The organism is Streptomyces olivoverticillatus, assembly GCF_014203555.1.
In the GTDB taxonomy this organism is placed as follows: Bacteria; Actinomycetota; Actinomycetes; order Streptomycetales; family Streptomycetaceae; genus Streptomyces; species Streptomyces olivoverticillatus.
Genome location: NZ_JACHJH010000004.1, coordinates 178018 through 194601, shown reverse-complemented (window position 1 = coordinate 194601; position 16584 = coordinate 178018). Strand labels below are relative to the sequence as shown.

Here is a 16584-nt window from a genome sequence, read left to right as displayed (position 1 = left end):
CACAAGCGGCTTACGAGGACGGCTCGCCCGTCGACACCGTCAGCACGAACTCCGAGCTCGGCGACTTCGGGTCGAAGGGGTCGCCCGCGTCCGGCGTCTGGCTGAGCACGGTGCCCTGGCCCCAGGTGTTCTCGTTCTGCGTGTCCACCCGGTACTTCCAACCGGCGGCCTGCAGGCACTCCTTCACGGAGTCGATGTACATGTAGCGGAAGTCCGGCGCCGACTTCTTCGTCTTGTCGTTGTAGACGTCGTAGGCCTGCGTGCACTTCTCCTTGTCGATGGTCTTCGACTTGTCGCCGTCCCGGTGCTTGCCGGTCGTGCCGCCCGAGCCGCTCGTACCACCCGTACCGCCCGCGGGGGCGGCCGAAGCGGCCGACTGGGAGGGCTTGTTCTTGCTCGCGTCGTCCGTCTTCCCGCCGCCGTTGAGCGCGACGGCGGCGATCACGCCGATGACGGCGAGCACGGCGACGACACCCGAGCCGATGAGCACCGGCTTGTTGTTCTTGCCGCCGCCCTGGCCGGAGGAGGAGGGCGCCGAGTACGGCGGAGGGGTGCTCGGACCGGTCTGGTAGGCCGGGGCGGGCGTCGGGTAGCTCTGCGGGGCGGGCGGCGGCGTGGAAGGCCCGTAGCCGCCGCTGTACGGGCCCTGGGGGCCCGGCTGGGGCTGGTACGGGGTCTGGACGCTGTGCGGGCCCGGAGCGGGCGCGTGGCCGTCCACGGGCGGGAAAACGGCCGAGCCGACCCCGGCGCCGCTGCGCGGCGGCACGCCCGACACGATCGTGGGCGCGGGCGCGGCCTGCGCCGTGCTCGCCACCCGCGCGCACTCGTCGCGCATGGCCTCGGCGCTCGGGAAGCGCTCGTTCGGGTTCTTCTTCAGCGCGCGGGCGACGAGCGCGTCCACGGCGGGCGGGATCGAGCGGTTGATCGTGGAGGGCGCGACCGGCTCCTCCTGGACGTGCGCGTAGGCGATGGCCAGCGGCGAGTCCGCGTCGAAGGGCAGCCGGCCCGTCAGCAGCTCGAAGAGCATGATGCCGACCGAATACAGGTCGGAGCGGGCGTCCACGCCGCGCCCCAGCGCCTGCTCGGGCGAGAGGTACTGCGGGGTGCCGACGACCATGCCGGTCTGGGTCATCGACGTGACGCCGGACTGCATGGCGCGGGCGATGCCGAAGTCCATGACCTTGACCACGCCGCGCTTGGTCATCATCACGTTGCCGGGCTTGATGTCGCGGTGGACCAGGCCCATCTCGTGGCTGACCTCAAGGGCCGCCAGCACATCGGCGGTGATCTTGAGTGCCTTGTCGGCGGGCATCGCGCCGTAGTGGGTGACGTCCTCGTCGAGCACGGAGCGCAGCGGGCGGCCCTCGACGTACTCCATGACGATGTACGGCATGGTCGACCCGTCCAGGTCGTCCTCGCCCGTGTCGAACACCGAGACGATGTTGGTGTGCGTGAGTTTGGCCACCGACTGGGCCTCGCGCCGGAACCGCTCGCGGAAGGAGGCCTCGCGCCCCAGCTCCGTGTGCAGGGTCTTGATGGCGACCTGGCGGTCCAGCACCGAGTCGTAGGCCAGGTGCACGGATGCCATGCCGCCTTCGCCGAGCAGGTCGCGCAGCTGATAGCGCCCACCGCCGACAGCTCGCCCCGTGTACCGGCCCTGTGCGCCGTCCTGGCTCATGGTGTTACTTCCCCCTCGGCGCCCTGCCCGGCGTGCCCGGTCCCGCCGACCAGGCCCGGACCGCTTCGGTCCCAGGGTCTGATCCAGCTGTTCTTCGTCGTATCCCGGCCAAGTCTGCCCGAGGTCACGGGCACGTCAAGCCGCGTGCCCGTTCCGTGACCGTCTGCGCGACAAGCCGTCACGGGATTTGCCTTGCTCGTACCGGTACGGGTTTGATAGCCGGTCCATCCCGGACCGGCACACGGCTCGAAGGCTGTAGCGTGCCCTAGCGGAAGACCGTTTTCCCCGCGCATTCGCCTCTCACGCGAAAAGCCGGACCAGACACGACGGCGAGGACTGATGGCACAGACGCAGAGCGCCCAGGGTCCCGACCCTGACGCCAACGGGGGCGGAATGCCCGATGTGCCTGAAATGTGGGGCAATGGAGGGCTGGTCGGCGACGGCCGCTACCGCCTCACCCACCGTCTCGGCCGCGGCGGCATGGCGGAGGTCTTCGCCGCCGAGGACGTGCGCCTCGGCCGTACGGTCGCGGTGAAGCTGCTCCGTGCCGACCTCGCCGAGGACCCGGTCTCCAAGGCCCGCTTCACCCGCGAGGCACAGTCCGTCGCCGGCCTGAACCACCACGCCGTGGTCGCCGTCTACGACTCCGGCGAGGACACCGTCGGCCGCAACGTCGTGCCGTACATCGTCATGGAGTTGGTTGAAGGCCGCACCATTCGCGACCTGCTGCTCAACGCCGACGCGCCGCCGCCCGAGCAGGCCCTGATCATCGTCTCGGGCGTGCTGGAAGCGCTGGCCTACAGCCACCAGCACGGCATCGTGCACCGTGACATCAAGCCCGCCAACGTGATCATCACCAACACGGGCGCCGTCAAGGTCATGGACTTCGGCATCGCCCGCGCCCTGCACGGCGCGGCGTCCACCATGACCCAGACCGGCATGGTCATGGGCACCCCGCAGTACCTCTCGCCCGAACAGGCCCTCGGCAAGACCGTCGACGCCCGCTCGGACCTCTACGCCACCGGCTGCCTCCTCTACGAACTGCTGGCGCTGCGCCCGCCGTTCACCGGCGAGACCCCGCTGTCGGTGGTCTACCAGCACGTCCAGGACACCCCCGTGGCGCCGTCCCAGGTGCTGGAGACGGTGCCGCCGGAGCTGGACGGGCTCGTCATGCGCTCCCTCGCCAAGGACCCGGACGACCGGTTCCAGAGCGCGGAGGAGATGCGCGGGCTGGTCCAGTACGCGCTGCAGATGCTGCACGACGCGGGCAGCCACACGGGCGTGTGGAACACCGGCCCGATCGACCACGTCACGGCCTCCACCCAGGTGCTGGGCGGCATGGGCATGGGCGCCACCACGGCCATGCAGCACCCGCCGCACGGCGACACCTCGCAGCAGCCGCTCATCCCGCAGCGCGCCGGTGCCGGTAACGACGGCGGCTTCGACGGCTACGGCGGCCGTGGCAGCGGCCGGGGCCGGAGCGGCGGCGGCAAGGGCGTGCTGTGGCTGGTCGCGGCCATCGCGGTGATCGCGGTGGCGGTGGGCGGCTACTTCATGGTGTCCAAGACGACGAACCACAACAACCAAAAGAGCAACACCACCGACTCCCAGACCTCGGCCCCCGCGTCGCCCACCCCCGAGGCGTCCACGCCCGGCAAGAAGCACACCAACCCGACCCCCAACCAGGGCGGCACCACCGGCGGCGACACCAGCGACCAGAACGGCACGGGCGGCTGGACCCAGGAGCCGACCGACGAGTCGACCGGCCGCCAGTCGCACGGGCCGACCACGGGTCCGACGGCCGAGCAGCCGAGCACCGGCCCGACCAGCGGTCCGACCGCCGGCCCGACGGACGACGGCAAGCAGCCGACGCCCAACCCGCCCACGCCGCCGGTCGGCGGCACCGGGGGCGGCACCGTCCGCGGCACCACCGGCTGACGCCGGCCGCCGCGGCCCGGCCGTCAGTCGGTGAACGCGTCGCGCACGGACTCGTACGCGCGCGTCCACCACACCGACAGCGCCGCCGACGCCGGGAAACCGGGGTCGGCGCGGTGGTCGCCCAGCTGGTAGCGCCAGCGCAGCATCCAGAAGTCGTTGAGCCGCTCCCACCACACCCGGTGCACGGCGGCGGCCAGCTCCGCGGCGTCCGCGCCGGTGGCCCTGCGGTACGCGCGGGAGTACGGCCGTATCTTCGCCAGGTCCAGCGTGCCGTCGGGCCGCAGGAAGAAGATCACGGCGGCCCGTACCGCCTCCTCGGCGCGGGGCTGCACGCCCAGCCGGTCCCAGTCGATGATCGCGGCGGGTTCGGCGCCCCGGTAGAGCAGGTTGAGCGGGTGGAAGTCGCCGTGCACCCAGCCCCGGGCGGGGGTGACGGCCGCGGGCGGGCGGCGGTGGGCGTGCCGCTCCAGCAGCGCGCGGCGCTCCACGAGCCGGTGTTCGGCCAGCTCGTCGAAGGCGTCGCGGGGACGGCTCCCCGTGCCCCGGCGCACCAGCCCCAGGAGCTCCTCGATGAGGGCGAAGGTGTCCTCGGGGTCCGCCGCGGCGTCCGGAGCCGCTCCAGCGCCCGCACAGGCCCCTTCCGGGCCCTCCATGACCTGCTCCAGGCAGGTGTGCACATGCCCCAGCAGCGCGCCGAGGCGGCGGGACTGGGCCGCGGTCAGCTCGCCGCCGTCGCGGTGGCGGCCCTCGATCCAGGGGTGCAGGGCGTAGCAGCGGCCGCCGAGCACGGCGACGGTGGACCCCTCGGTGTCGGCGACGGGCGGGGCCACGGGCAGGCCGAGGGCGCCCAGGCGGTGGGTGGCCTCGTGCTGGCGGGCGATGGCCTCGCGGTCGCCGTCGAGGTGGTGCTTGAGGAAGAAGCGGCCCCGGGTGGTGGAGAGGCGATAGCCGCGGTTGAGCAGGCCCTCGGTCAGGGGTTCGCAGGAGACGGGCTCGCCCGCGTGCGCATAGCGGTGCAGAAGGGTGCGCAGGGTGCCGCTGTCCGGTGGGGCGGGGGTGGATACAAGTGAGCGCGGCACGTCCCAAATGTTAGTTCACGAAGAGTGCGCGGCCACTCGCACGGGAACGCCCTCAAGGTGGTGCAGAGTGATGAACTGGGGTTCTATGCACAGGTATTCGGGGATGAAGGGGGCGTCGTCGGCGGTGCTGGGCGCACGGCCGAAGAGTGCCAGCTCCGCGGGGTCCGGGTCGAAGACGCGCGCCGTGCCGACGAACTGCACGGTCCACACCGACTCGTCGCCCGCACGCCGGTCGGCCAGGTTGTCGGCGCCGTACGCCACCACGCTGCCGTCGCAGGCGCGGGCGTAGCCGAAGCCGCCGTGCAGCCGCAGCAGCACCTTCCGGCCGACGACGACGTGCCGGGCCACGGTCACGAAGGGGAGCGCGCGCATGCTCACGGAGATCCGGCCGTAGGGGGTGCCGGCCAGCAGCTGGAGTGCACGGTGTTCGTCGTACGACGCAGAGGGCATGCGCACCACTGTGCCGCCCCGGACCGCGGGCGGCGTAGGGGCACCCGCCCCTGATGGGGCGGGACGTAGGTCCTCTTGAGGGCCCTCCACGGGCTCAGCGCTTCTCGGCCTGCATCCGGGCCACGTAGGCGGCCGCCTGCGAGCGCCGCTCCATGCCCAGCTTGGACAGCAGGCTGGAGACGTAGTTCTTGATGGTCTTCTCGGCGAGGTGCAGCCGCTCGCCGATGGCGCGGTTCGTCATGCCCTCGCCGATGAGGTCGAGGATGCGGCGCTCCTGGTCGGTGAGGGAGGCGAGCCGGTCGTCACCGCGGGTGCCCTTGCCGTCGCGCAGCCGCTCCAGCACCCGGGCCGTCGCCACCGGGTCGAGCAGGGATTTCCCGGCCGCCACGTGCCGCACCGCCGAGAGCAGCTCATTGCCGCGAATGGCCTTCAGGACATAGCCCGCGGCGCCCGCCACGATGGCGTCGAAGAGCGCTTCGTCATCGGCGTAGGAAGTGAGCATCAGGCATTTGATGTTTTCGTCCTGCGAACGGATCTCACGGCATACTTCGACTCCGCTGCCATCCGGAAGACGAACGTCCAGTACGGCCACATCGGGGCGCGTGGCGGGAATGCGCACAAGGGCGTCGGCGGCCGTTCCGGCCTCTCCGACCACCTCGATGTCGGGCTCCTGGGCGAGCAGCTCATGGACCCCACGGCGCACGACCTCGTGGTCGTCAAGCAGAAATACCGTGATTTTTCCTTGTTCGCGCACAGGGCCAGTCTCACACATCGACCCTTCCCCTGCTCTTGTCCTCCGGGATAACGTGCCCCCGTTCCGGCATGCGGCCGCAAGGCTGTGACCAGTGGATTGGCCAGTGATTGGCCAGGCATAGGGACCCGCTTTGCCGATTTACTTGGAAATCCAAGCAAAATCGCAGGTCAAGGGGGGTTTCGCAGGAATGCCGCCCACTGGGTAACGTGCTTATTGCAGGCCATTCGCCGGGGCACCTGTCACGCCCGGTTCCGGCCTCGGCACACCCACCCCGTGTGCCGTCGGGGATCGAGCGAGCCTCTCTCCGCCTGACGGCGGGGGGACCCCCTCTGGCCGCCGGCAACCCCGGGGGCCGGACAGACGGAGGAGCACACGTGACCGTGGACAGCACTGCCGCGCGCAAGCCGCGACGCAGCAGCAAGCGCGCCGGAGCCAAGAAGGCCGCCGGTGAGCCCGAGCTCGTACAGCTGCTGACGCCGGAAGGCGACCGGGTCGAGCACCCGGATTACTCCATCGACCTGTCGCCCGAGGAACTGCGCGGCCTGTACCGGGACATGGTGCTGACCCGCCGGTTCGACGGGGAGGCGACGACCCTGCAGCGCCAGGGCGAACTGGGCCTGTGGGCCTCGCTGCTGGGCCAGGAGGCCGCCCAGATCGGCTCCGGCCGGGCCACCCGGGACGACGACTACGTCTTCCCGACCTACCGCGAGCACGGCGTCGCCTGGTGCCGCGGGGTCGACCCCACCAACCTGCTGGGCATGTTCCGCGGCGTGAACCACGGCGGCTGGGACCCCAACGAGAACAACTTCCACCTCTACACCATCGTCATCGGCTCGCAGGCGCTGCACGCCACCGGCTACGCCATGGGCGTGGCCAAGGACGGCGCGGACTCGGCCGTGATCGCCTACTTCGGCGACGGCGCCTCCAGCCAGGGCGACGTGGCGGAGGCCTTCACCTTCGCGGCGGTCTACAACGCGCCGGTGGTCTTCTTCTGCCAGAACAACCAGTGGGCGATCTCCGAGCCCACCGAGCGGCAGACCCGCGTCCCGCTCTACCAGCGCGCCCAGGGCTACGGCTTCCCCGGCGTCCGGGTGGACGGCAACGACGTGCTGGCCGTGCTGGCCGTCACCAAGGCCGCGCTGGAGCGCGCCCGCTCCGGCGAGGGCCCGATGCTCATCGAGGCCTTCACCTACCGCATGGGCGCCCACACCACCTCGGACGACCCGACGAAGTACCGCCGGGACGAGGAGCGCGAGCTGTGGGAGGCCAAGGACCCGATCCTGCGGCTGCGCGCCCATCTGGAGCGCGAGGGCCACGCCGACGAGGCGTTCTTCACCGCCCTGGAGGAGGAGGCCGACGCCCTCGCCAAGCGGGTGCGCGACGCCGTCCGGACCATGCCGGACCCCGACGACATGGCGATCTTCGACAACATCTACGCCGACGGCCACGCCCTGGTCGACGAAGAGCGTGCACAATTCGCCGCCTACCAGGCGTCTTTCGCTGAGGAGAGCAACTGATGGCCGTAGAGAAGCTCTCCATCGTCAAGGCGATCAACGCCTCGCTGCGCACCGCCCTGGAGAACGACCCCAAGGTCGTGATCATGGGTGAGGACGTCGGCAAGCTCGGCGGCGTCTTCCGGGTCACCGACGGCCTGCAGAAGGACTTCGGCGAGGACCGCGTCATCGACACCCCGCTCGCCGAGTCCGGCATCGTGGGCACCGCGATCGGCCTGGCCCTGCGCGGCTACCGCCCGGTCGTGGAGATCCAGTTCGACGGTTTCGTCTTCCCCGCCTACGACCAGATCGTCACCCAGCTGGCGAAGATGCACGCCCGCGCACTCGGCAAGATCAAGCTGCCGGTCGTCATCCGCATCCCCTACGGCGGCGCGATCGGCGCGGTCGAGCACCACAGCGAGTCGCCCGAGTCGCTGTTCGCGCACGTGGCGGGCCTGAAGGTGGTCACCCCGTCCAACGCCGCCGACGCCTACTGGATGATGCAGCAGGCCATCCAGAGCGACGACCCGGTCATCTACTTCGAGCCCAAGCGCCGCTACCACGACCGCTCGGAGCTGGACACGGCCGCGATCCCCGGCCCCCTGCACGCCGCCCGCACGGTCCGCTCCGGCACCGACCTGACGCTGGTCGCCTACGGGCCGATGGTCAAGACCTGTCTGGAGGCCGCCGCGGCGGCCGAGGAGGAGGGCAAGTCCCTCGAGGTGCTGGACCTGCGGTCCGTCTCGCCGATCGACTTCGACGCGATCCAGGCCTCCGTGGAGAAGACCGGCCGCCTGGTCGTCGTCCACGAGGCGCCCGTCTTCTTCGGCGCCGGTGCGGAGATCGCCGCCCGGATCACCGAGCGCTGCTTCTACCAGCTGGAAGCCCCCGTCCTGCGGGTCGGCGGCTACCACGCCCCGTACCCGCCGTCCCGGCTCGAGGACGAGTACCTGCCCGGCCTGGACCGGGTGCTCGATTCCGTCGACCGCGCGCTGGCGTACTAGGGCCCTAGGAGAGTCGTGACCATGACTGCAAGCACCGCGAACGCCGGTCAGCGCTTCCGCGAGTTCAAGATGCCGGACGTCGGCGAGGGCCTCACCGAGGCCGAGATCCTCAAGTGGTACGTCGGCGTCGGCGACACCGTCACCGACGGCCAGGTGGTCTGCGAGGTCGAGACCGCCAAGGCGGCCGTCGAACTCCCCGTCCCCTTCGACGGGGTGGTGCACGAGCTGCGCTTCCCCGAGGGCACCACGGTCGACGTCGGCCAGGTGATCATCTCCGTGGACACCCAGCCCGGTGCGGGGCCCGCGGAGGAGGCCCCCGCCGCGACGGCCGCCCACGCCGAGAGCACCGTGTCCGCCGCCCCCGCCCTCCCCGCCGAGGACGAGGAGCCGCAGGGCCGCCAGGCCGTGCTCGTCGGCTACGGAGCCGCCCCCTCCTCCACCAAGCGCCGCCCCCGCAAGGCGCGTCCGGACGCCGACCGCTCCTCCGTAGCGGCCGCCGTCCAGGCGGAGCTGAACGGACACGCGGCACCGGCCGTCCCCGCGCAGCCCGCGGCCCCGGCCGCCGTGGAGGCAGCCGGCGGCGCCCGTCCGCTGGCCAAGCCGCCGGTGCGCAAGCTCGCCAAGAGCCTGGGCATCGACCTGGCCGCGGTCACCCCGACCGGCCCCGGCGGGGTCGTCACCCGCGACGACGTGCACGCGGCCGTGAGCGCCACGGCGCAGCCCGTCGCCGAGGAGGCGCCGGCCGCCGTCGCACAGGCCGCCCCCGAGGGCCGCGAGACCCGCATCCCCGTCAAGGGCGTCCGCAAGGCCACCGCCCAGGCGATGGTCCACAGCGCCTTCACCGCGCCGCACGTCACGGAGTTCATCACCGTCGACGTCACGCGCACCATGAAGCTCGTCCAGCAGCTCAAGTCCGACCCGGACATGGCCGGACTGCGCGTCAACCCGCTGCTGATCGTCGCCAAGGCGCTCCTCGTCGCCATCAAGCGGAACCCCGAGATCAACGCCGCCTGGGACGAGGAGAACCAGGAGATCGTTCTCAAGCACTACGTGAACCTGGGCATCGCCGCCGCCACCCCGCGCGGCCTGATCGTCCCGAACATCAAGGACGCGCACACCAAGACCCTGCCCGAGCTCTCGCAGGCGCTGGGCGAGCTGGTGGCGACGGCGCGCGAGGGCAGGACCACCCCGGCGGCGATGTCCGGCGGCACGGTCACCATCACCAACGTCGGCGTCTTCGGCGTCGACACCGGCACGCCCATCCTCAACCCGGGCGAGTCCGCGATCCTCGCCTTCGGTGCGGTCAAGCTCCAGCCGTGGGTGCACAAGGGCAAGGTCAAGCCGCGCCATGTCACCACCCTGGCACTCTCGTTCGACCACCGGCTCGTCGACGGCGAGCTCGGCTCGAAGGTGATCGCCGACATCGCGGCCGTCCTGGAAAACCCCAAGCGCCTCATTACCTGGGCGTGACGGGCGAATAGCCGCCGACGTACGACGTTCGGAAGTACAACAGGACAGAGGGCCCGGACGCTCTCTCCTCACCCCCCTCCAGCGAGGAGAGAGCAGTCGTCCGGGCCCTCTGTCCGTGTACGGAGCGGCCTCGGGCAGAAAGCACCCCTGGTCGGGTGCCAAATGGCCCGTGCTAAGCAAATTACTTAAGATTGACCGACACTTGCAGTGTCGGAAATGGAGGCTGCGGTGGACCGGGTGGACGGCGAATCCATCAGCCGCCTGCTCCGCGGCTGGCGCGCGCGCGTCGACGCCCGGACCCTCCCCGAGCTGCGGGGAGTCTTTCCCCGCCCGGGGCGCCGGCTCTCCCAGAAGCACGTGGCCCGGATGACCGGGGTGAGCGAGGGCTGGTACCGGGCGCTGGAGGCGGGCCGCCGCCAGGACTTCTCCGAAAGCTTTCTGCTGCGGGTCGCCCAGGCGCTCCGGCTGAGCGAGGCGGAGACCCTCACGCTCTTTCTCGCCGTCTGCGGCCGCCGCCCGCCCGAATCCGGCCGCGACCGGTCCGATCTGCCCAGAGGCGTGAAAGCCCTGCTGGAACAGCAGGTCTCCTATCCCGCCTATCTCTCCGACGTCGCCTGGAATGTCGTCGCGGCCAATTCCCTGATGGGCGAATGGTTTCCCTGGGTCACCCGCCCCCAGCCCAACCTCATGCGCTGGGCCCTGCTGCACCCCGAGGCCCGCGAGCAGATGCTCGACTGGGAGGACAGCTGCGCCCGCATCTACCTCGCCATGCTCCGCGTCGCCTCCAACAGCAACCCCGGCAACGAGGAACTGCGCACCCTGGTCCGCGACATCCTCGAAGCCGACGCCGACTGCCGCCGCATCTGGGCCGAGGAGTACGACGTGGTCGAGCACCGCGACGGCCACGACTTCCGGCTGCGCCTGCCGTACCACGGCAACGCCGAGATCAGGGTGACCACCCATGTGCTGCTGCCCATACAACGCCCGGACCTGCGATTCGTCTTCATCACTCCGGCGGACGGCTGGGCGGGGGTCTGACGGCCGCCCGCGTCCCCCCTCGCGTGGTCCGAATGGCGGACCGGGACTGCTCACGCACCCATGTTGTATCTATGCTGTGCGCATGGCACCCTCTCCCGCTGTCCAGACCAGACGACCCCCAGCCGCCGAGAGGGTGTACGCGCACGTCAAGGACGCCGTACTGCACCGGCGTTACGAGGGCGGGACGCTGCTGACCGAAGGCGATCTGGCCGAGGCCGTAGGCGTCTCCCGGACACCGGTACGAGAGGCGCTGCTGCGGCTGGAGGGGGAGGGGCTGCTCAAGCTCTACCCCAAGAAGGGGGCGCTCGTGCTGGCGGTGTCCGCCCAGGAGATCGCAGACGTGGTGGAGACCCGGCTGCTGGTGGAGAAGCACGCGGCCGCCAAGGCCGTGCCCGCCCCCGAGGGCCTGATCGCACGGCTGGAGGAACTCCTCGACGCCATGCGCCGCCAGGCCGCCGCCGGAGACCTGGCCGCCGTCTCCGTCAGCGACCGCGCCTTCCACGCGGAGATCGTGCGCAGCGCCGGGAACCAGATCCTCTCCCGCCTCTACGACCAGCTGCGCGACCGGCAGTTGCGGATGGGCGTGGCCCTGATGCACGCCCACCCCGACCGGATCACCAAGAACCACACCGAACACACCGAGATCCTCGAAGCCCTGCGCGCGGGGGACGCCCAGGAGGCCGTCCGCGTCATCGACCGGCACGTCGGCTGGGTGCGGCACCTGGCGCGGGGTGAGGTCCGATGAGCCGCAGCGCCGCGGCGCTGCCCGACGACCCTCCCGGCGGACGGCGCGCCGTCGCCGTGTGGGGCATCGGCGTCGCGGTGTACTTCGTCGCCATCATCTTCCGCACGAGCCTGGGCGTGGCCGGGATCGACGCGGCCGAGCGGTTCCACATCAACGCCTCGGCCCTGGCCGGCTTCTCCATACTCCAACTGCTCGTCTACGCGGGCATGCAGATACCCGTCGGCCTGATGGTCGACCGGCTGGGCACCAAGAAGGTGCTCGCGCTGGGCATCGTTCTCTTCACCGGAGGGCAGCTCGGCTTCGCCCTCTCGCACTCCTACGCCGCCGCGCTCGCCTGCCGCGCGCTGCTGGGCTGCGGCGACGCGATGACGTTCATCAGCGTGCTGCGGCTGGGGGCGCGCTGGTTCCCCGCCCGGACCGGGCCGATGATCGCGCAGGTCGCGGCGCTGTTCGGGATGGCGGGAAACCTGGTCTCGACGCTGGTGCTGGCCCGGCTGCTGCACAGCGAGGGCTGGACGGCCACCTTCGCGGGCAGCGCGGGCGCCGGAGCGGTCGTCCTCGTACTGATGCTGTTCTTCCTGCGGGACCACCCCGAGGGCCGTGCCCCGACGCCCGTGGCGCACAAGGGCAAGGGCTTCGTGCGGCAGCAGATCGCGCGGACCTGGCGGGAGCCGGGCACCCGGATGGGGCTGTGGGTGCACTTCACCACCCAGTTCCCCGCCATGGTGTTCCTGCTGCTGTGGGGGATGCCGTTCCTGGTGGAGGCCGAGGGGCTCTCGCGCGGCACGGCCGGTTCACTGCTGACGCTGGTGGTCCTGGTCAACATGGCCGTGGGGCTGGTCTACGGGCAGGTCATCAGCCGCCACCACGCAGCCCGGCTGCCGCTGGCGCTGGGCACGGTCGCGGCGACCGCGCTGCTGTGGGCGGCGGTGCTGGTCTGGCCCGGCGCGCACGCGCCGATGTGGCTGCTGGTCCTGCTGTGCGCGGTGCTCGGCGCCTGCGGCCCCGCCTCGATGATCGGCTTCGACTTCGCCCGGCCCGCCAATCCGCCGGAGCGGCAGGGCACCGCCTCCGGCATCGTCAACATGGGCGGCTTCACCGCCTCCATCACCACGCTGCTGGCCGTCGGCGTCCTGCTGGACGCGACCGGGGACGACTACAAGGCCGCGTTCGCCTCGGTGTTCGTGCTCCAGGCGCTGGGGCTGTGGCAGGTCCTGCGGTTGCGCGGCCGGGCGAGCCGGCGGGAGCGGGAGCGGATCGTGGCCTCGCGCGTGGAGACCGTGCACGTGCCGGTCGGGGAGCCGGGAGGGCTCAGGGGGTGACCGAGAAATTGCCGAGGACCGCGGCCGCGAGCTCCGCGTCGCCGCCCGCCTTGATCCGGTCCGCCACCGCCTCCGGGCGGACCCGGCCGCAGGCCAGCCGGGCGTAGGTCTCCCAGTCCGTCGCGAAGGTCACCGTCGGGCCCAGCGAGATGCTGCCGTCGATCGTGGCCTTGCCCTGCGCGTCGACCCGGACCGTGCGCATGAACTCCAGCGGCCCGCCGACGTCGAAGACGACCGTCGAACCCGGCCACGCCCCCGCGTCCTTGGCCACCACCCGGGGCAGCGCGCGCAGCAGGAAGTCCCGGGCGACGACGGCCGCAGGCGAATCCAGGTTCCCCGGCATTCCCAGGGCCCGGCGCAGATCCTGCTCGTGCACCCACACATCGAACGCCCGTACAGTCAGGGCCCGTTCGAGGGTTTGCTCGCTGCCGCTGCCCAGCGGCCAGCGGACCGTGGCCCGCGGGGAGCGCGTCTCGTTGCGCAGCTGCCGGCAGCGCCTGAGGATCGTGTAGTCCAGCTCCGCCGTCATCTCCAGCGCCGTGTGACAGCGCCGCACGTCGACCTGCACCTCGATGTAGCGCGTGAACTCGTCGGTGACGTGGTAGAGATCGCGCGGCAGCGTGTGGATCGGCCGTGGCTCGCCCAGCATTTCGCACTCGACGCCGATGACGTGCGAGACCACATCGCGTACGGACCAGCCCGGACACTCCGTGGCGCGGTTCCAGTCGCTCTCGGCGAGCGGTTTCACCAACTCGTTGATCGCTTCGATGGAATGGGTCCAGGCGTCGATGACGGGCTGGAGGCTGGGGTGGACTGTCACGGGCGGATCCCTCGGGCGGCGCTGGGCAACGGGTGCGTGGCAAGTGCTGTCTGGGTTCTCTGCAGTTAAGTTACGCTGCGCAGGGTCGGCCCGGCAGAGTTTTCACCCGAGGAAACACCCGAGCAAAGCTGAGAGTGGTGGTACCGTGCGCGCCTCGTTGATCCAGACGGCAGTGGACCCCGAAGAGCCCGTGGCCGCCCGCCGTGCCCGCGTCGCGGAGCTCGTGCGCGCACAGCGCGGCAGCGATCTGGTGGTGCTGCCCGAGCTCTGGCCGGTCGGGGCCTTCGCCTACGAGTCCTTCGCCGCCGAGGCGGAGACGCTGGACGGACCCACGGCCGAGGCCATGTCGGACGCCGCGCGGGACGCGGGCGTCTGGCTGCACGCCGGCTCGATCTGCGAACGGGACCCCGAGGGCCCGCTCTACAACACCTCCCTGGTCTTCTCGCCCTCGGGCGATCTCGTGCGCACCTACCGCAAGATCCACCGCTTCGGCTTCGACAAGGGCGAGGCCGTCATGATGAGCGCGGGCTCCGAAGCGGTCACCGTACGGCTGCCGGAGACGACGCTGGGCCTGGCCACCTGCTACGACCTGCGCTTCCCCGAGCTCTTCCGCGCCCTGGTCGACCAGGGCACCGAGGTCTTCGTCGTCCCCGCGGGCTGGCCCGCGAAGCGCCGCGACCACTGGACGCTCTTCGCCCGCGCCCGCGCCGTGGAGAACCAGGCCTACGTCCTGGCCTGCGGCACCGCCGGCACCCACGCGGGCGTCGAACAGGCGGGTCACAGCATCGTCGTGGACCCCTGGGGCGAGGTCCTGGCGGAGGCGGGGGCGGACGAGGAGGTGCTCACGGTGGAGCTCGACCTCGGCCGGGTGGCCAAGACCCGCAAGGACTTCCCGGCCCTGCGGGACCGAGTGCTGGGACGGTAGGTCCACTCGGTGGACCGAGGAATAGCCGCGGGGGGAGGTGGTGTTGCATGCGGGCATGGCTCACGTACGCGTCCGCGCCCCCGAACTCATCGGCAAGGGCGGCTGGCTCAACACCGGCGGCACTGACCTCTCCCTCGCTGACCTGCGAGGACGCATTGTCATCCTGGATTTTTGGACCTTCTGCTGTGTGAACTGCCTGCACGTCCTCGACGAGCTGCGGGAGCTGGAGGAGGCGCACCGCGACACCGTTGTGATCATCGGCGTGCATTCCCCGAAGTTCGTGCACGAGGCCGATCACCAGGCCGTTGTCGACGCCGTCGAGCGCTACGGGGTCCACCACCCCGTCCTCGACGACCCCGAGCTCGCCACGTGGAAGCAGTACGCGGTCCGCGCCTGGCCCACCCTCGTCGTCATCGACCCCGAGGGATACGTCGTCGCCCAGCACGCCGGCGAGGGGCATGCGCACGCGCTCGCCAAGCTCGTCGAGGAGCTGGAGGCCGAGCACGCGGCGAAGGGCACGCTGCGCCGCGGCGACGGACCGTACGTGCCGCCGGAGCCCGTCGCCACCGATCTGCGCTTCCCCGGCAAGGCCGTGCAACTGCCGTCCGGCACCTTCCTGGTCTCCGACTCCACCCGGCACCAGCTGGTCGAGCTGGCCGCCGACGGCGAGAGCGTCGTGCGCCGCATCGGCACCGGCGAGCGCGGCTTCACCGACAGCCCCCCGCGCTTCAGCGAGCCGCAGGGCCTCGCGCTGCTGCCGGACGGCCGGGTGATCGTCGCCGACACCGTCAACCACGCGCTGCGCGCGTACGACCCGGAGACGGGCGCCGTCGAGACCGTCGCGGGCACCGGCCTGCAGTGGATGCAGGGGGCGCCCACCTCCGGACCCGCCCGCGAGGTGGAGCTGTCCTCCCCCTGGGACGTGGCCTTCTTCGACGACCGGGTGTGGATCGCCATGGCCGGCGTCCACCAGCTGTGGACGTACGACCCGGCCGCCCGGACCGTCGCGGTCGCGGCCGGCACCACCAACGAGGGCCTGGTGGACGGGGCCGCGGCCGAGGCCTGGTTCGCCCAGCCCTCCGGGCTGGCCGCGGCCGGCGAGCGTCTGTGGATCGCCGACTCCGAGACCTCGGCCCTGCGCTGGGTCGAGCGGACCGAGGACGGCTACGCGGTCCGCACCGCCGTCGGCACCGGCCTCTTCGACTTCGGGCACCGCGACGGGGACGCCGGGCAGGCGCTCTTCCAGCACCCGCTGGGCGTCACCGTGCTCCCGGACGGCTCGGTGGCCGTCTGCGACACCTACAACCACGCGCTGCGCCGCTACGACCCGGCCACCGGACAGGTGAGCACGCTCGCGACGGATCTGCGCGAGCCCTCGGACGCCGTGCTGGCAGGTGACGACATCGTGGTCGTCGAGTCGGCCCGGCACCGGCTGACGCGGCTGCGGCTGCCGGAGGAGGCCGTGCGCGTGGAGGCGGTGGCGCACCGCACGCAGCGCGAGGCGACGGAGATCGCGCCGGGCACGCTGCTGCTGGACATCGTCTTCCAGGCGCCGTCGGGGCAGAAGCTGGACACCCGCTACGGGCCGTCGACGCGGCTGCTGGTGAGCTCCACGCCGCCGGAGCTGCTCGCGGACGGCTCGGGCCAGGGCACGGACCTCAGCCGTGCGCTGACCCTGGCGGACGGGGTGGCCGAAGGCGTGCTGCACGTCTCCGCGATGGCCGCGTCCTGCGACGACGACCCCGCCAACGAATACCCTGCCTGCCACGTCCACCAGCAGGACTGGGGCGTCCCGGTGCGCATCGTGCCCGGCGCCGCCGGGCGGCTGCCGCTGGTGCTGGCGGGCCTCGACGGCTGAGGCGCCGCCC

Annotated in this window: 14 protein-coding genes; 9 read left to right on the top strand and 5 right to left on the bottom strand. The window is 71.6% G+C overall.

Annotated elements, in window-relative coordinates:
* Positions 1-10: 10 nt before the first annotated feature.
* Positions 11-1678 (bottom strand): protein kinase domain-containing protein, encoded by a 1668-nt coding sequence (locus FHS39_RS15020; protein WP_184349851.1) that lies wholly within the window; start codon positions 1676-1678, stop codon positions 11-13.
* A gap of 339 nt (positions 1679-2017) precedes the next feature.
* Between FHS39_RS15020 and FHS39_RS15015 the strand changes: the two genes are divergently transcribed.
* Entirely contained in the window at positions 2018-3616 is a 1599-nt protein-coding gene (locus FHS39_RS15015; protein ID WP_184349850.1) for a protein kinase domain-containing protein, read from the top strand.
* Between the two features lie 23 nt (positions 3617-3639).
* Here the strand turns inward: FHS39_RS15015 and FHS39_RS15010 are convergent, their stop codons facing one another.
* The 3 genes from FHS39_RS15010 to FHS39_RS15000 form a co-directional block, all read right to left on the bottom strand.
* On the bottom strand, positions 3640-4695 hold the full coding sequence (locus FHS39_RS15010) for a phosphotransferase (protein WP_184349849.1): 1056 nt from the start codon (positions 4693-4695) through the stop codon (positions 3640-3642).
* 15 nt (positions 4696-4710) lie between these two features.
* Positions 4711-5145, bottom strand: coding sequence for a pyridoxamine 5'-phosphate oxidase family protein (locus tag FHS39_RS15005; RefSeq protein WP_184349848.1), 435 nt, complete (start codon positions 5143-5145; stop codon positions 4711-4713).
* A gap of 94 nt (positions 5146-5239) precedes the next feature.
* On the bottom strand, positions 5240-5899 hold the full coding sequence (locus FHS39_RS15000; RefSeq protein ID WP_343069587.1) for a response regulator: 660 nt from the start codon (positions 5897-5899) through the stop codon (positions 5240-5242).
* 374 nt (positions 5900-6273) lie between these two features.
* Here FHS39_RS15000 and pdhA point away from each other — a divergent pair, with 374 nt between their 5' ends.
* The 6 genes from pdhA (at position 6274) to FHS39_RS14970 (ending at position 12971) form a co-directional block, all read left to right on the top strand.
* A complete protein-coding gene (pdhA, locus tag FHS39_RS14995; RefSeq protein ID WP_184349846.1) occupies positions 6274-7416 on the top strand; it encodes a pyruvate dehydrogenase (acetyl-transferring) E1 component subunit alpha in 1143 nt (380 codons plus the stop codon).
* Positions 7416-8396, top strand: a complete 981-nt coding sequence (locus FHS39_RS14990; RefSeq protein ID WP_184349845.1) for an alpha-ketoacid dehydrogenase subunit beta — start codon at positions 7416-7418, stop codon at positions 8394-8396. Before pdhA ends, FHS39_RS14990 begins: the two co-directional genes overlap by 1 nt.
* Before the next feature lie 21 nt (positions 8397-8417).
* The gene (locus FHS39_RS14985) at positions 8418-9866 is read left to right on the top strand and encodes a dihydrolipoamide acetyltransferase family protein (RefSeq protein ID WP_184349844.1); all 1449 of its coding nucleotides are present in this window, start codon (positions 8418-8420) and stop codon (positions 9864-9866) included.
* Between the two features lie 216 nt (positions 9867-10082).
* Positions 10083-10904 (top strand): helix-turn-helix transcriptional regulator, encoded by an 822-nt coding sequence (locus tag FHS39_RS14980; protein ID WP_184349843.1) that lies wholly within the window; start codon positions 10083-10085, stop codon positions 10902-10904.
* A gap of 82 nt (positions 10905-10986) precedes the next feature.
* Positions 10987-11649 carry a GntR family transcriptional regulator gene (locus tag FHS39_RS14975; protein ID WP_184349842.1) on the top strand — a complete coding sequence of 221 codons (663 nt, stop codon included), beginning with the start codon at positions 10987-10989 and terminating at the stop codon, positions 11647-11649.
* Positions 11646-12971, top strand: coding sequence for an MFS transporter (locus FHS39_RS14970; protein WP_184349841.1), 1326 nt, complete (start codon positions 11646-11648; stop codon positions 12969-12971). The genes FHS39_RS14975 and FHS39_RS14970 overlap by 4 nt, the downstream gene beginning before the upstream one ends.
* On the opposite strand, the gene FHS39_RS14965 is transcribed toward FHS39_RS14970, so the two are convergent.
* Positions 12961-13791, bottom strand: a complete 831-nt coding sequence (locus FHS39_RS14965; RefSeq protein ID WP_184349840.1) for a maleylpyruvate isomerase family mycothiol-dependent enzyme — start codon at positions 13789-13791, stop codon at positions 12961-12963. The genes FHS39_RS14970 and FHS39_RS14965 overlap by 11 nt on opposite strands.
* A gap of 145 nt (positions 13792-13936) precedes the next feature.
* Here FHS39_RS14965 and FHS39_RS14960 point away from each other — a divergent pair, with 145 nt between their 5' ends.
* Together FHS39_RS14960 and FHS39_RS14955 are read left to right on the top strand one after the other, a co-directional pair.
* A complete protein-coding gene (locus tag FHS39_RS14960) occupies positions 13937-14716 on the top strand; it encodes a nitrilase-related carbon-nitrogen hydrolase (protein ID WP_184349839.1) in 780 nt (259 codons plus the stop codon).
* Positions 14717-14771: 55 nt separating this feature from the next.
* Positions 14772-16574 carry an NHL domain-containing thioredoxin family protein gene (locus tag FHS39_RS14955; protein ID WP_184349838.1) on the top strand — a complete coding sequence of 601 codons (1803 nt, stop codon included), beginning with the start codon at positions 14772-14774 and terminating at the stop codon, positions 16572-16574.
* Positions 16575-16584: the final 10 nt, after the last annotated feature.

Bases quoted from the DNA above. Each gene is read 5' to 3' on its own strand.
- FHS39_RS15005 (WP_184349848.1), bottom strand. From the start codon at position 5,145: ATGCCCTCTGCGTCGTACGACGAACACCGTGCACTCCAGCTGCTGGCC.
- FHS39_RS15015 (WP_184349850.1), top strand. From the start codon at position 2,018: ATGGCACAGACGCAGAGCGCCCAGGGTCCCGACCCTGACGCCAACGGG.
- FHS39_RS14985 (WP_184349844.1), top strand. From the start codon at position 8,418: ATGACTGCAAGCACCGCGAACGCCGGTCAGCGCTTCCGCGAGTTCAAG.
- FHS39_RS14975 (WP_184349842.1), top strand. From the start codon at position 10,987: ATGGCACCCTCTCCCGCTGTCCAGACCAGACGACCCCCAGCCGCCGAG.
- FHS39_RS14955 (WP_184349838.1), top strand. From the start codon at position 14,772: ATGGCTCACGTACGCGTCCGCGCCCCCGAACTCATCGGCAAGGGCGGC.
- FHS39_RS14970 (WP_184349841.1), top strand. From the start codon at position 11,646: ATGAGCCGCAGCGCCGCGGCGCTGCCCGACGACCCTCCCGGCGGACGG.
- FHS39_RS15020 (WP_184349851.1), bottom strand. From the start codon at position 1,678: ATGAGCCAGGACGGCGCACAGGGCCGGTACACGGGGCGAGCTGTCGGC.
- FHS39_RS14980 (WP_184349843.1), top strand. From the start codon at position 10,083: ATGGAGGCTGCGGTGGACCGGGTGGACGGCGAATCCATCAGCCGCCTG.
- FHS39_RS14990 (WP_184349845.1), top strand. From the start codon at position 7,416: ATGGCCGTAGAGAAGCTCTCCATCGTCAAGGCGATCAACGCCTCGCTG.